We start from the raw sequence: 13,555 nt of genomic DNA, 5'->3' as shown, positions 1-13,555 counted from the left end.
CACCCCGTCCCAGACGGTCCCCATGGATGATGATCAGGCCGGCGGCCGGGAGGCCTGCCAGCCGAAGGCTGTCACCATTTCTGGTGGACGTGCGGGCGGATGTCTGCGTCGTAGATGCGGACGATCTCGTCCATGACCTCCTTCGGCAGGGCCGGCAGGGTGGCCGCCTCGGCGTTCGACTGCGCCTGCGCCGGGTTGCGCGCGCCGGGGATCGCGACCGTCACGGCGTCGAACATCAGGATCCAGCGCAGGGCGAATTTCGCCATGGTCGTATCGCCGGAGACGAGCGGGCGGATGCGCTCGACCGCATCGAGCCCGACCTCGTAGGGCACGCCGGAGAAGGTCTCGCCGACGTCGAAGGCCTCGCCGTTGCGGTTGAACAGCCGGTGGTCCGTTGCCTCGAAGGTGGTATCCCGTTTGAACTTGCCGGAGAGCAGACCGCTCGCCAGCGGCACGCGGGCGATGATCGCCACGTTTTTCTCAAGCGCCCGCGGAAAGAAATGCTCGGCCGGCCGCTGGCGGAAGGCATTGAAGATGATCTGCACGCTGACGACGCCCGGATATTCGATCGCCTTCAGCGCCTCCTCGACCCGCTCGACGCTGACGCCGTAATGGCGGATCTTGCCGGATTCGACCAGCCGGTCGAGCCGCTCGAACACCTCCGGGTGGTAGTAGAGGTCGGTCGGGGGGCAGTGGAGCTGGACGAGGTCGAGCGTGTCGACCTGAAGGTTCTTCAGGCTCCGGTCGATGAAGGTGCCGAGATTCTCGGCGCTGTAGCCTCCGACCGTCTGCTCCGGCAGGCGCCGTCCGGCCTTGGTGGCGACATAGGGCCGCTCCCCGCCGCGCTCCTTCAGCGCCCTGGCGATCAGCCGCTCCGAATGGCCGTCGCCATAGACGTCGGCCGTGTCGATGAAGGTGACGCCGCTGTCGAGCGCGGCATGGAGTGCGGCGATCGCCTCGCCGTCATCGACCTTGCCCCAGGCCGAGCCGATGGCCCAGGCGCCGAAGCCGATCTCGCTGACCGTTCTTCCCGTCCGTCCGAATTCCCGTGATCGCATTCCGTCCTCCCGCTCGGCGACTGCCGCCGATGTCCTGATCGTCAACTTGCCCGTCCCGCTGCCGCTTGACAAGCTCCGGCCATGCTATTATCAGCAAACAGGGTTGTACGACAACCCGGTAAGAGGTTAAAATCTTCATCGGGAGGATGAGAGATGGCACGTTATTGGGGAGGCGCGGCCCTCGCGCTCGGCCTTGGCGCCATGATGCCGGCGGCATCGGCGCAGGATGCCGGAAACACGATCAAGATCGGCGTCGTCGCCGCAGAATCCGGCGCCTTCGTCTCCGCCGGCCACACGCTGCCGGCCGGCGTCGGGCTCGCCGTCCAGCAGGTCAACGACAAGGGCGGCATCACCGTCGGCGGCAAGACCTACACGCTCGAAATGGTCAAGCGCGACGACCGCACCGACATCGCGACCGCCATCGCCGCGACGCAGGAACTGGTGCGCGACGAGAAGGTCGCCGCGATCTTCGGTTCGGAATCGCACGACTTCACCCTGGCCATGGCCAAGATCACCCAGCCGGCCAAGGTCATCCATTTCGCCGGCAACTCGACGCTCGGCAAGGTGCTGACGAGCGACGGCGTCAAGCCCGGCGGCGACGTCCACTACCTCTTCCAGTCCGAGCCGCAGGAATTCCAGCGCTCCGGCTCGACCGCGCGCGGCGTGCTGTCGCTGCTCGAACCGCTTCTCGGCCACAAGCCGACGAAATCGGTGATGATCGTCGGCAACGACGCCACCGGCCAGTTCCTCTCCTCCTTCTACCTGACGGCCCTGAAGGCCGAGGGGCAGGAGGTGCCGGACATCATCTTCTATCCGCCGGAGACCACCGATTTCTCGCCCTTCCTCACCAAGGCGAAGAGCTTCGATCCCGACATCATTCACTTCTGGTACAATGGCGACTCGACCCTGACCGCCCTGCCGCAGGCGCTGGAACTCGGCGCCGCCAAGAGCTATTTCCTCTTCGGCGTCGATCCCGGCATCTGGAAAGAGCGCGGGCTGACCGCCGACGTTCCGGTGTCGATGAGCTGCGTGCCGGTCTGCTGGGGCGCCTCGTCGAACCCGAACTCGAAGGCCTATTTCGACGCCTATTTCGCCGCCGGCGCGCCGCACGGCGTCACCTCCTCGGTCTCGCTGCTCTACCACGACTACGTCCACTTCCTCGCGGAAGCCTGGGAGAAGGCCGGCAGCTTCGATCCCGACAAGACGGTCGAGGCGCTGATGTCGATCAAGCATTCCGGCGTCGTCTCCGACAGCCTCGCCTTCAACGCGACGCACCAGGTCACCCATGCGACGGAAGTCTGCGCGGCTGCGCCCGGCGGCGACATCACCTGCTCGATGCAGCAGCCGCCGGAAAAGGCGCCGGAATAAGGCTTCGCCTTTTCCCGATGGCGGCCCGGCCGCCGTCACGATCCGCCGGAGACCTCCCCGGCGGATCGCTCCGTCCAACATGCCCCTGGGTGAAACGACCGTGGACATTCTCCTGCAACAGATCCTCAACGGGCTGTCGATCGCCAGCGTCATCACGCTGATCGCCGTCGGCGTCACGCTGATCTTCGGGCTCACCGGCATCATCAATTTCGCCCACGGCGAATTCCTGATGGTCGGCAGCATCGTCACCTGGCTCGGCGTCGGCGCCGGCTTGAGCTTTCCCCTCGCGCTGATCCTCGGCGTCGCCGCCGTCGCGCTGATGGGCTACGGGCTGGAACGCGCCATCTTCCGCTTCACGCTGGAACGGCCGACCAACGGCTTCATCGTCTCGCTCGGCCTGATCGTCGTGCTCCAGCACGTCGTCATCCTGTTCTTCGACCCGAACCAGAAAAGCATCCCGCGGCCGCTCACCACCGTCTGGGAGATCGGCGGCGTGCGGATCGCCTCGGTGCGGCTGATGGTGATCCTAATGACCATCGCCGTCGTCGCCGCCACCTATCTGATGATCACCCGCAGCCGCTACGGGCGGGCGTTGCGGGCGAGCGTCGAGGACCGCGACACGGCTGCGCTGATGGGCATTCCGGTGCGCCGCTACATCACCGGCGTCTTCGTCCTCGGCAGCGCGCTCGCCGGCCTCGGCGGCGGGCTGCTGATCGCGCTCTTCCCCGTCACGCCCTTCACCGGCGGCACCATGGTGATGAAGGGGTTTGCCGTCGCCCTGATCGGCGGGCTCGGCAATCTCTCCGGCGCCGTCGCCGCCGGCCTGATCCTCGGCATCGTCGAGGGGTTTTCCGCCGGCTACGGCTTCTCCGAATGGACCGACGCCTATTCCTTCGCCCTGATGATCCTCGTCCTGCTCTTCCGACCGCACGGCCTCTTCGGCGGCACCAGCGGCCCGAAGATGGCCTGACATGTCACCCCTTCCCGCATGAAACAGAACGGCGCCTTGCCATGACGCATACCGAAACACCGCTTCGCTCGCTCTTCACCGTGCTGGCGATCCTCGTCCTGATCGCGCTGGTGCCGCTGCTCTCCCCCGGCAACCGCTTCCTGTCGCTGGCGATCTCGGCCGGCATCAACGTCATCGCGCTTTACGGCCTGTCGGTGCTCTTCGGCCAGACGGGGATCCTCTCGATGGGCCATGCGGCGCTGGTCGGCGTCGGCGCCTATGCGGCGGCGATGCTCGCCCGCGACCTCGGCATCGGCTTCTGGCTGGCGCTGCCGGCCGGCGGCCTCCTCGCGGCGATCGCCGCCGCGATCATCGGCATCCCGTCGCTGCGCGTCAGCGGCCACCACTTCGTCATCATGACCTTCGCTTTCGGGCAACTCCTCACTATCGTTCTCACCAATGGCGGCGAGGTCACGGGCGCTGCCTCCGGTCTCGACCTGCAGCAGCCGGTCAGCCTCTTCGGCGCCGATCTCGGCGGGCTCGAACGTTATTACCTGCTCGTCGTCGCCTTCGTCGCGCTTGCCGTTGTCGCCAGCTGGGCGATCATCCATTCGCCCTATGGCCGGACGCTCAGGGCGATCCGCGAGAACGAGAAGCTTGCGGCGGCGCTCGGCATCGATGTCGGCCGCCACAAGATCGGCGCCTTCGTCGTCTCGGGCGTCTTCGCCGGCGTCTCCGGCGTGCTGCTCGCCTATTTCCTCCGCCACATCTCGCCGGGCCAGTTTTCCTCCTTCCCGAGCATCTACCTGGCGCTGATGGTGATGATCGGCGGCGCGCGGCTGCTCTCCGGGCCGCTTGCCGGCGGCATTCTCGTCGCCTTCCTACCGGAAGTGCTGAACCTCGATCCGGTGCAGTCGCGCATCCTTTACGGCGCCTGCCTCGTCGCCGTCATCCTGTTCCTGCCGAACGGCCTCATCGCCGGGATCGGCGACGGCTGGACGGCGCTTGGCAGGCGTATCGGTGGCGCGACGCCGGCAAGGAAGGCGGAGGCCGGCCGATGAGCGCGCTTCTCGACATCCGGGGCCTGAAAAAACAGTTCGGCGGCGTCACGGCCCTTTCCGGCGTCGACCTCGCCATCGACGAGGGCGAGATCCTCGGCGTCGTCGGCCCGAACGGCTCCGGCAAGACGACGCTGTTCAACGTCGTCACCGGCGTCTACCGGCCGACGGCGGGCAGCGTCACGCTGCGCGGCAGGGACATCACCGGCATCCCCGCCCATGCGATCTCGCAGCACGGCATCGGCTACACCTTCCAGCAGGCCATGGCCTTTCCCGGCCTCAGCGTGATGGAGAACGTGCGGATCGCCGTCGAGCACTGCCGCCGCACCGCGCGGCGCGACGACGACTGGGCCTCGCCCGGCGCGCTCCTCGATTTCGTCGGCATCGGCCATCTCGCGCCGGAGCGCGCCGGCGTCCTTCCCTTCGGCAGCCTGCGCCTTCTCGGCCTCGCGCTGGCGCTCGCGACCCGTCCGACGCTGCTCCTGCTCGACGAGCCCGCCGCCGGCCTCAACGACCGCGAGACGACGGCGCTGGTGCGCCTCGTCGAGCAGTTCCCGGACCGCGGCATCACGGTCTGCGTCATCGACCACGACATGAAGCTGATGCAGATGCTCTGCCGGCGCCTCGCCGTGCTCGACTTCGGCGCCAAGATCGCCGATGGGCCGACGGCCGACGTCCTCAACGATCCGAAAGTGCTGGACGTCTATCTCGGAGGCCATGTCTGATGCTGCTCGCCGTCTCGAACGTTACCAACGGCTACGGCCCGACCACCGTCAACCGCGACGTCTCGCTGACGCTCGACCGGGACGAGATCGTCACCATCCTCGGGCCGAACGGCGCCGGCAAGTCGACGCTGCTGCGCACCATCGCCGGCCTCGTCCGGCCGCGCGACGGCCGCATCCTGTTCGACGGCGAGGACGTGACCGGCGCGCCGCCGGACCGGATGGCGCGGCGCGGCGTGGTGCTGGTGCCGGAGGGCCGGCGCATCTTCGCCGACATGAGCGTCGAGGAAAACCTGCGGCTCGGCGCCTATGCGCGGACGGACCGCGACGCGATCGAGGCGGACGTGAAGACCATGGAGGCCTTCTTCCCGATCCTCGCCGTCAAGCGGCGCGAACGCGGCGGGGCGCTGTCGGGCGGCCAGCAGCAGATGCTGGCGATCGCGCGCGGCCTGATGGCGCGGCCGAAGGTGCTGCTGCTCGACGAGCCCTCGCTCGGCCTCTCGCCACTGCTCGTCAGGGAGATCAAGGCGATCATCCTCGACATCGGCCGGACGTTCGGCGCCTCGGTGCTGCTGGTCGAGCAGAATGCCGGCCTCGCTTTGTCCGTTGCCGGGCGCGGCTACCTGATGCAGAATGGCCGCATCGCCCTCGCCGGACCCATCTCCGACCTGAAGGACATGTCGCTGATGCGCGAGCTTTATCTCGGCGGGATCAAGGAGGAGGCATGATGGGACGGGACGCGATCGCGATTTCCTACGGGCGGGGACATCTGCCGCTGGCGCTGCCCGAAGGTGCCGAGGCGACCGTGATCCGTAAGCGTCCGCTTCCGAAGATCGCCGATCCGGCCACGGCGATCCGCGAGGCGCTGGAGCAACCGATCGCGGCCGCGCCCCTGTCGAAACTGGCACGCGGGCGGAAAAGTGCCTGCATCCTGATCTGCGACATTACGAGGCCCGTACCGAACCGGCTGTTCCTACGGCCGATGATCGAGACGATGGTCGCCTCCGGCATTCCGCTCGACCGGATTTCGATTCTCGTCGCAACCGGCCTGCACCGCCCCAACCTCGGCGACGAGCTCGCCGAACTCGTCGGCGACCCCTGGGTGCTGGAACATGTCGAGATCCGCAACCACGACGCCCGCAACGAGGACGACCATGTCAATCTCGGCGTCACGCCGACACGCGCCACGCCGGTCAGGCTCGACCGGCTGTTCGTCGAGGCCGACCTCAGGATCGCCACCGGCCTCGTCGAGCCGCATTTCATGGCCGGCTGGTCGGGCGGGCGCAAGGTGATCGCGCCGGGCGTCGCCCATCACGAGACGATCCGCACTTTCCATTCCGCCCGTTTCATGGAGGATCCGCTCGCCGTCCAGTGCAATCTCGTCGGCAACCCGCTGCACGAGGAGCAGCTTCAAATCGTCCGGATGCTCGGTGAGGTCTATGCGCTGAACACGGTGCTGGACGAGGACCGCGACCTCGTCTGCGTCACCTTCGGCGAGATCGTCCAGAGCCACCAGGCGGCCGTCGATTTCGTCAGCGACGCGACGCGGATCGGCCTTTCCCGCCGCTTCTCGACCGTCGTCACCTCGTCCGCCGGCTACCCGCTCGACAAGACCTACTACCAGACGATCAAGGGCATGGTGACGCCGCTCGACATCCTCGCGCCCGGCGGCACGCTGATCATGGCGTCCGAATGTTCGGAAGGATTCGGCTCGCCGGAGTTCCGCGAGGCGCAAGGGAAGCTGGTCGCGCTCGGGGCCGAGCGGTTTCTTTCGACCCTGACGGCGAAGTCGCTGGCCGAGATCGACGAGTGGCAGACGGAGATGCAGTTGAAGCCGATGCGCGTCGGCCGGATCGAACTCTTCACCACCGGCCTTGCCGGGGACGACCGGCGGCTGACCGGCGTCGAGATGATCGGCGACCTGACCGGGGCGATCGCGGCGAGCATCCGCCGCAGCGGCGACCGCCATGTCGCGATCATCCCGGAAGGCCCCTATGTCATTCCGCACCTTGCCGCCTGAGGCGCGCTCAGCGCGCGCCGCCGGCGAGATCGCGCAGTTCGGCGAAACGCTGGGCGCTGCGGCCGAGGTGGTTGCGCAGCGTCCGGCGCGCCGCCTTCTCGTCGCCGTCGCGGATGGCGGAAAAGATCGCCCCGTGTTCGCGGCGCATCCTCGCCATGTGGGCGGCCCTTTCCGCCTCGTCCATCGTGTCGAAACGCGCCCACTGGCGCGGCACCATCACCGAGCCGAACGTATCGAACAGACGGGCGTAGTAGGGATTGCGGGTGGCGACCAGGATCGCCCGGTGGAAGGCGAAGTCCTCCTCCGAGCCGCTGCCCCCGGCAAGGATCGACCGGTCGAGCGCGTCGAGCTTGACGCGCATCCGCTCCAGATCCTCCTCCGTGCGCCGGAGTGCGGCGAGCCCGGCCGCCTCCACCTCGATGCCGATGCGCAGCTCCAGCACGCTCAGCACGTCGTCGATCGATTCGACGTCGGTGACGGCGATCGAGAAGGCGCGCGGCTTCGGATCGCTGGCGACGAAGGCGCCGAGCCCCTGGCGCGTGGTGATCAGCCCCTTGGCCCTGAGCGAGGCCAGCGCCTCGCGCACCACCGTGCGGCTCACCCCCGTCGCCGCCATGATCGCCTGTTCGGTCGGCAGGCGCTGGCCGGGGGCGAGGTCGCCGGATTCGATCTGCGCGATCAGCGTGTCGACGAGGCCGCTGCGCAGGTTCTGCGATTGCGGGATGGTGCCGAAGACCGCTGCATCCTTGTCCGCCATCTCTGTGACACGCCTCCGCCCAGTAGGAATGCTCTTTCGCTTTCCCTGCTAGCCGATGGCGGCGAGAAAAGCAAAACAGGCCACGTTTCGGGCGCGGCCCCGTCTTTCAGGGAGGAAAGATCATGACGGAACGGATCGGTTTCATCGGGCTCGGCGCCATGGGCTCCGGCATGGCCGCCAATCTCCTGCGCAAGGGCTTTACCCTGACGGTGATGGCCCATCGCAGCCGCGAGGCGGTGGAGCGGCTCGTCGCCGAAGGCGCGCGCGAGGTGGCGACGCCGAAGGCGATGGCGCTCGAAAGCGACATCGTCATCCTCTGCGTCACCGGCTCGCCAGAGGTCGAGGCGGCGATCAAGGGCAGGGACGGCCTTGCCAGCGCCGGCAAGCCGCTCTTCGTCATCGACTGCTCGACCTCCAACCCGGCCGTCACCGTGCCGCTCGCCGAGGAACTGGCGAAAAGCGGCATCACGCTCGTCGACGCGCCGCTCGCCCGCACACCGAAGGAAGCGGCCGAGGGCGCGCTCGACTGCATGATCGGCGGCTCGGACGCGGATTTCGCCCGGGCGAAGCCGGTGCTCGACGCGTTCTGCGCCCGCGTCACCCGGACGGGGCCGACCGGCAGCGGGCACACGATGAAGCTGATCAACAACTTCGTCTCGATGGGCTATTCGACCATCTATTCGGAAGCGCTGATGCTCGGCGCCAAGGCGGGGCTGACGCCGCAGGTGATCGACAGCGTGCTGCGCGGCAGCCGCATGGATTGCGGCTTCTACCAGATGTTCTTCGAATATGTGCTGAACCGCAACCCGAATGCGCTGCGCTTCGCCATGCGCAACGCGCTGAAGGACATGACCTACCTCGCCGCCTACGCCCAGAGCGCGCAGGTCGCCAACCCGATCGGCGCGGCCGTGCGCAACAGTTTCGCGAGCGCCGTGGCCGCAGGCCATGGCGACGGCGTCGTGCCGATGCTCTCCGACGTGATCGCCGGACTGAACGGGGTCACGCTCGCCGTCAAGACAACGGAGTAAGGCGACCCTATGGCCGAGATCCACTTCGATCCGCTCGGCGGTGCGGCCGGCGACATGATCGTCGCCGCCCTTCTCGATCTCAGGCCGGACCTCGAAGGACGCCTGAGGGCAGAGATGGCCGCCTGCCCGCTGATCGACAGCGTGCGGCTCGACGTCACCACGCATTCCGACGGCGTGCTGACCGGGCGGCGCTTCCTCGTGGCGAGGGACACGGCCGCGCCGGCACCGCACGATCATCACGATCATCACGATCATCACGATCATCACGATCATCACGATCATCACGATCATCACGATCATCCGCATGGCCACCGCCATCCGCATCGTCAAGCGCAACATCGTCACGACGGCGGCCACGGCCACACCGACTGGCGGGTGATACGGGCCGCCCTCGAAGGATCGGCGCTGGCGCCGGGCGTGATCCGCCATGCGGTGGCGATCTTCACCCACCTCGCCGAAGCCGAGGCACATGTGCACGGGACGACGGTCGATACGGTGCGCTTCCATGAGGTCGGTGCTTGGGATTCGATCGCCGACATCGTTGCGGCCGCGATCCTGATCGAGGCCATCGGGGCGAGCCGCGTCACCGTCGGGCCGCTGCCGCTCGGTTCCGGCCGGGTGCGCGGCAGCCACGGCCTGCTGCCCGTACCGGCGCCCGCGACCGCGCGGCTCCTCGAAGGATTCGAGACCATCGACGACGGCATCGCCGGCGAGCGCGTCACGCCGACGGGCGCGGCGATCCTCAGGCACCTCTGCCATCCGCCCGTCCGGCGCGACGGTCCGCGCCGGCTGACCGGCTCGGGCCACGGCTTCGGCGCGCGGCGGCTTCCGGGCGTCAGCAACTGCCTGCGCGTCCTGTCCTTCGAGACGGCCGAGAATGCGACAGAGGACCGGGTCGCCAGCCTCGAATGCGAGATCGACGACCAGAGCGGCGAGGACCTCGCCATCGCCGTCGCACATCTGCGGGCGGAACCGGGCGTTCTCGACGTGGTACAGGCGCCGGTCTTCGGCAAGAAGGGGCGGATGATGACGCGGTTGACGGTGCTGGCCAGGCCGGCGGCGCGCGACGAGGTGCTGCGCCGCATCTTCGAGGAGACCGCGACCATCGGCGTCCGCCATCACGAAATCCGCCGTGCGCTGCTGCCGCGCTCGGCCGTGATGGCGGAGGTCGACGGCATGGCGCTGCGGCTGAAGCAGGTGGAGCGGCCGGACGGCCGGGGCACCAAGGTCGAGGCGGACGACCTCGCCGCCATCCCCGGGCGCCGGTCGCGTGACAGGCTGCGCCGGGCGGCGGAGGACGAGGCATGACGACGATGGAGCGGCTCGCCGGCCTCCTGGAAACGATCGGGCCGATGGCGATCGCCGTCAGCGGCGGCGTCGATTCGATGGCGCTGGCCGCGCTGGCCCATCGCCGGCTCGGGCCGGAGAAGGTGCTGGCCGTCCACGCGGTCTCCGCCGCCGTGCCCGCCGCCGCGACCGCGCGGGTCGAAACCTGGGCCACGCGGGAAGGCTGGACGCTGCGCCTGATCGACGCCGGCGAGATGGCCGACCCCGCCTATCGCGCCAATCCCGTCGACCGGTGCTTCTTCTGCAAGGGCCATCTCTACGGCGCGATCGCGCGGCTCACCGACCGGCAGGTCCTGTCCGGCGCCAACGGGGACGATCTTGCCGAATACCGCCCGGGACTGGCGGCGGCGCGCGACCATGGCGTGCGCCATCCCTATCTCGAAGCCGGCTTCGACAAGGCGATGGTGCGGGCGCTGGCGAGGGACCTCGGCCTCGACGGCCTCGCCGAACTGCCGGCCTCGCCCTGCCTGTCGAGCCGCGTCGAGACGGCGATCGAAATCGAGCCGGAGATGCTGCTCGCGATCGATGCGGTCGAACGCCGCCTCACGGAACATCTCGTCGCCCGCCGCCTCGCACCCGGCACCGTGCGCTGCCGCGTTCGGCGGAACGGCATTTTCATCGAGCTGGACCCCGCGAGCCTCGACCTTGTCCAAGGCAGCGGGGAAAGGGAGATCGCCGCCGCCGTGGCCGCCCTGCTGCCGCCGCGCCTTGCAGCGCGCGGCATCCGCTTCGCCTCCTACCGCAACGGCAGCGCCTTTGTCGGGGTGCCGGCCGGATGACGGAGGTGGTGTTCGATTTCGACCGCGCCGGACGCATCGGCCTCGACGAAGCGGTGTTCTGCGCCGGAAAGTCGCCGGCGCAGCTGGCGTTCATCCTTGATCAGGCCCAGGCGCGCAAGGCTGGCCTGCTCCTGACCCGGCTCGACGAGACACTGGCCCGCGAGCTGCCCGAGCGTCATCGCGCCGCGCTAGATTGCTGTCCTGTCTCGCGCACTGCCTTCTTCGGGCCGCTGCGGCCGGTCGCCGTGCGGGGCGCGGTCGCCGTCGTCGCCGCAGGCACCACGGACGCGCCGGTCGCGCGCGAGGCGGCGCGCACGCTCCGCCATGCCGGGGTCGAGGCGACGCTGATCGTCGATGTCGGGGTCGCCGGCCTCTGGCGGCTGATGGAAAGGATCGAGGAGATCCGAAATTTTCCGGTCGTCATCGCCGTCGCCGGCATGGATGCGGCGCTTGCGAGCGTCCTCGGCGGCCTGACGGCGTCGACGCTGATCTGCGTCCCGACCTCGATCGGCTACGGTGCCGCCGAGGGCGGCCGCACCGCGCTCAACGCCATGCTGGCGAGCTGCGCGCCGGGCCTCGTCGTCACCAATATCGACAGCGGCTACGGCGCCGCATCCGCCGCCCTGCGCGTGATCGGCCAGGCCCGGCGGCTCGCCGGCATCGTCGGCGGCGACCGGGCCGGCTGAGGGATCCCCGCCGGAAAACGGCGGGGATCCGTCCGGGCCTCAGGCGGCGTCGACCGTCGTCTGCCGCTGTTCGCCGAGCCCCTCGATGCCGAGCCGGATCACCTGCCCCGCCTTGAGGAATACCGGTTCCGGCTTGATGCCGAGGCCGACTCCCGGCGGCGTGCCGGTCGAGATGATGTCGCCCGGCTGCAGGCTCATGAACTGCGAGATGTAGTGGACGAGGAAGGGCACGGTGAAGATCATCGTCCGCGTCGACCCGTCCTGCCGCGACACACCGTCGACCGTCAGCCACATCTTGAGGTTCTGCGGGTCGGCGATCTCGTCGCGGGTGACGACCCAGGGGCCGATCGGGCCGAAACTGTCGGCCGACTTGCCCTTCGTCCACTGGCCGCCGCGCTCGGCCTGGAACGCGCGCTCGGAGACGTCGTTGATCAGGCAGTAGCCGGCCACGTGCCGCATCGCCTCCGCCTCGGAGACATAGCGCGCCTCGTCGCCGATGACGATGCCGAGCTCGACCTCCCAGTCCGTCTTCCGCGATCCGCGCGGGATGATGACGGGGTCGTTCGGTCCGGTGATGGCGCTGGTCGCCTTCATGAACAGGATCGGCTCCTTCGGGATGTCGGCGCCGGTCTCGGCGGCATGGTCGGCATAGTTGAGCCCGACGCAGATGAACTTGCCGACCCGCCCGACGCACGGTCCGAGGCGGCCGGGATCCGCGACGAGCGGCAGTGCCGCCGGGTCGAGCGCGGCGATGGCGGAAAGCCCTTCCGCCGTCAGCGCCGCGCCGGCGATATCCGGCACATGGGCGGAAAGATCGCGGACCTTGCCGTCGCGATCGAGGAGAGCGGGCCTTTCAGCGCCCGGAGCGCCGTAGCGGAGCAGTTTCATCGGAGTGTCCTTAGGGGTTCGGGAAGGATGTCAGGCATTGGTCCAGCCGCCGTCGACGACGACGGCGTTGCCGGTCATGAAGGCGGATTCGTCGCTGGCGAGGAAGACCACGAGTTCGGCGATCTCCTCCGCCGTGCCGAGCCGGCCCATCGGCTGGCGGGCGATGAAGGCGGCGCGCGCGGCGGCGTAGTCGCCTGTCGCCGCCATGCGGTCATGCAGAGAGGGGCTGTCGACGGTGCCCGGGCAGATGGCGTTCGCGCGGATGCCCTTGCCGATGTAATCGAGCGCGATCGACTTGGTCATGCCGATGACGGCGGCCTTGCTGGCGCCGTAGACGAAGCGGTTCGGCGCGGCGATGACGGTCGAGGCGACCGAGGCCATGTTGACGATGGCGCCGCCGCCGCGGCCGATCATGCCGGGCAGCAAGGCGCGGATCATCCGGTACATCGCCTTGACGTTGAGGGCCATCGAAAAATCAAAGGCGTCCTCGTCGCAATCGAGGATCGCGCCGTTGTGGACGAAGCCGGCGCAGTTGAACAGGATGTCAGGCGCGGCGGTCCCGGCGGCAAACTCCGTGATCGCCTTCGGATCGAGCACGTCCAGCCGGTGCGTCGAAAGTCCCGCGATACCGTCGAGGCCGGCGAGCTTTGCCGGATCGACATCGGTCGCGACGACGGTCGCGCCTTCACGCGCGAAGGCGAGCGCGCTCGCCCGGCCGATGCCCTGCCCTGCGGCGGTGACCACCGCCGTCCTGCCAAGAAGTCTTCCTGCCATGATCGTCAAATTCCCGGTTGATGGAACGAGGCCGGGCACGCCCGGCCGATCGTCGGTTGAACGCACGCGGAAACCCCGCGCGGATGGGCGGACGCGCGGTCCGGCGAAGCGAAACGCCGCC

The 13,555-nt window shown here is 68.7% G+C and carries 14 protein-coding genes; 10 read left to right on the top strand and 4 right to left on the bottom strand.

Annotation, left to right across the window (positions count from 1 at the left end; all coding sequences use genetic code 11):
* Window positions 1-71 precede the first annotated feature (71 nt).
* Complete coding sequence (locus ACEVQ6_RS03520) at window positions 72-1,058, bottom strand: aldo/keto reductase (RefSeq protein WP_374887520.1); 987 nt, start codon at window positions 1,056-1,058, stop codon at window positions 72-74.
* Between the two features lie 153 nt (window positions 1,059-1,211).
* Between ACEVQ6_RS03520 and ACEVQ6_RS03515 the strand changes: the two genes are divergently transcribed.
* The 6 genes from ACEVQ6_RS03515 (at window position 1,212) to larA (ending at window position 7,175) form a co-directional block, all read left to right on the top strand.
* Window positions 1,212-2,426, top strand: coding sequence for an ABC transporter substrate-binding protein (locus ACEVQ6_RS03515; protein ID WP_374887519.1), 1,215 nt, complete (start codon window positions 1,212-1,214; stop codon window positions 2,424-2,426).
* A gap of 79 nt (window positions 2,427-2,505) precedes the next feature.
* Window positions 2,506-3,396 (top strand): branched-chain amino acid ABC transporter permease, encoded by an 891-nt coding sequence (locus tag ACEVQ6_RS03510; RefSeq protein ID WP_374887518.1) that lies wholly within the window; start codon window positions 2,506-2,508, stop codon window positions 3,394-3,396.
* 41 nt (window positions 3,397-3,437) lie between these two features.
* Window positions 3,438-4,436, top strand: coding sequence for a branched-chain amino acid ABC transporter permease (locus ACEVQ6_RS03505; RefSeq protein ID WP_374887517.1), 999 nt, complete (start codon window positions 3,438-3,440; stop codon window positions 4,434-4,436).
* On the top strand, window positions 4,433-5,158 hold the full coding sequence (locus ACEVQ6_RS03500; protein ID WP_374887516.1) for an ABC transporter ATP-binding protein: 726 nt from the start codon (window positions 4,433-4,435) through the stop codon (window positions 5,156-5,158). The genes ACEVQ6_RS03505 and ACEVQ6_RS03500 overlap by 4 nt, the downstream gene beginning before the upstream one ends.
* Window positions 5,158-5,883 (top strand): ABC transporter ATP-binding protein, encoded by a 726-nt coding sequence (locus ACEVQ6_RS03495; protein ID WP_374887515.1) that lies wholly within the window; start codon window positions 5,158-5,160, stop codon window positions 5,881-5,883. The genes ACEVQ6_RS03500 and ACEVQ6_RS03495 overlap by 1 nt, the downstream gene beginning before the upstream one ends.
* Window positions 5,880-7,175 (top strand): nickel-dependent lactate racemase, encoded by a 1,296-nt coding sequence (gene larA, locus ACEVQ6_RS03490; RefSeq protein WP_374887514.1) that lies wholly within the window; start codon window positions 5,880-5,882, stop codon window positions 7,173-7,175. The genes ACEVQ6_RS03495 and larA overlap by 4 nt, the downstream gene beginning before the upstream one ends.
* 7 nt (window positions 7,176-7,182) lie before the next feature.
* Here larA and ACEVQ6_RS03485 read toward each other — a convergent pair whose 3' ends face one another.
* A complete protein-coding gene (locus ACEVQ6_RS03485; protein WP_374887513.1) occupies window positions 7,183-7,932 on the bottom strand; it encodes a FadR/GntR family transcriptional regulator in 750 nt (249 codons plus the stop codon).
* Between the two features lie 122 nt (window positions 7,933-8,054).
* On the opposite strand from ACEVQ6_RS03485, the gene ACEVQ6_RS03480 reads away from it, so the two are divergent.
* Genes ACEVQ6_RS03480 through larB form a run of 4 tightly spaced genes read left to right on the top strand, consistent with a single transcriptional unit; the run spans window position 8,055 to window position 11,772 of the window.
* Window positions 8,055-8,960: an NAD(P)-dependent oxidoreductase gene (locus tag ACEVQ6_RS03480; RefSeq protein ID WP_374887512.1), complete on the top strand. Its 906-nt coding sequence runs from the start codon at window positions 8,055-8,057 to the stop codon at window positions 8,958-8,960.
* 9 nt (window positions 8,961-8,969) lie between these two features.
* Window positions 8,970-10,268 (top strand): LarC family nickel insertion protein, encoded by a 1,299-nt coding sequence (locus ACEVQ6_RS03475; protein WP_374887511.1) that lies wholly within the window; start codon window positions 8,970-8,972, stop codon window positions 10,266-10,268.
* Window positions 10,265-11,086: an adenine nucleotide alpha-hydrolase family protein gene (locus tag ACEVQ6_RS03470; RefSeq protein ID WP_374887510.1), complete on the top strand. Its 822-nt coding sequence runs from the start codon at window positions 10,265-10,267 to the stop codon at window positions 11,084-11,086. The genes ACEVQ6_RS03475 and ACEVQ6_RS03470 overlap by 4 nt, the downstream gene beginning before the upstream one ends.
* Window positions 11,083-11,772 carry a nickel pincer cofactor biosynthesis protein LarB gene (gene larB, locus ACEVQ6_RS03465; protein WP_374887509.1) on the top strand — a complete coding sequence of 230 codons (690 nt, stop codon included), beginning with the start codon at window positions 11,083-11,085 and terminating at the stop codon, window positions 11,770-11,772. The genes ACEVQ6_RS03470 and larB overlap by 4 nt, the downstream gene beginning before the upstream one ends.
* Before the next feature lie 39 nt (window positions 11,773-11,811).
* On the opposite strand, the gene ACEVQ6_RS03460 is transcribed toward larB, so the two are convergent.
* Both ACEVQ6_RS03460 and ACEVQ6_RS03455 read right to left on the bottom strand, forming a co-directional pair.
* Window positions 11,812-12,660: a fumarylacetoacetate hydrolase family protein gene (locus ACEVQ6_RS03460; RefSeq protein ID WP_374887508.1), complete on the bottom strand. Its 849-nt coding sequence runs from the start codon at window positions 12,658-12,660 to the stop codon at window positions 11,812-11,814.
* A gap of 30 nt (window positions 12,661-12,690) precedes the next feature.
* The gene (locus ACEVQ6_RS03455; protein WP_374887507.1) at window positions 12,691-13,434 is read right to left on the bottom strand and encodes an SDR family oxidoreductase; all 744 of its coding nucleotides are present in this window, start codon (window positions 13,432-13,434) and stop codon (window positions 12,691-12,693) included.
* Between the last annotated feature and the right edge of the window lie 121 nt (window positions 13,435-13,555).

Origin of the sequence: Ensifer soli, from assembly GCF_041928815.1 — a bacterium.
GTDB lineage: Bacteria > Pseudomonadota > Alphaproteobacteria > Rhizobiales > Rhizobiaceae > JBHFEI01.
The sequence above is the reverse complement of the archived record's forward strand: the minus strand, read 5'-3'. Positions and strand labels throughout refer to the sequence as shown.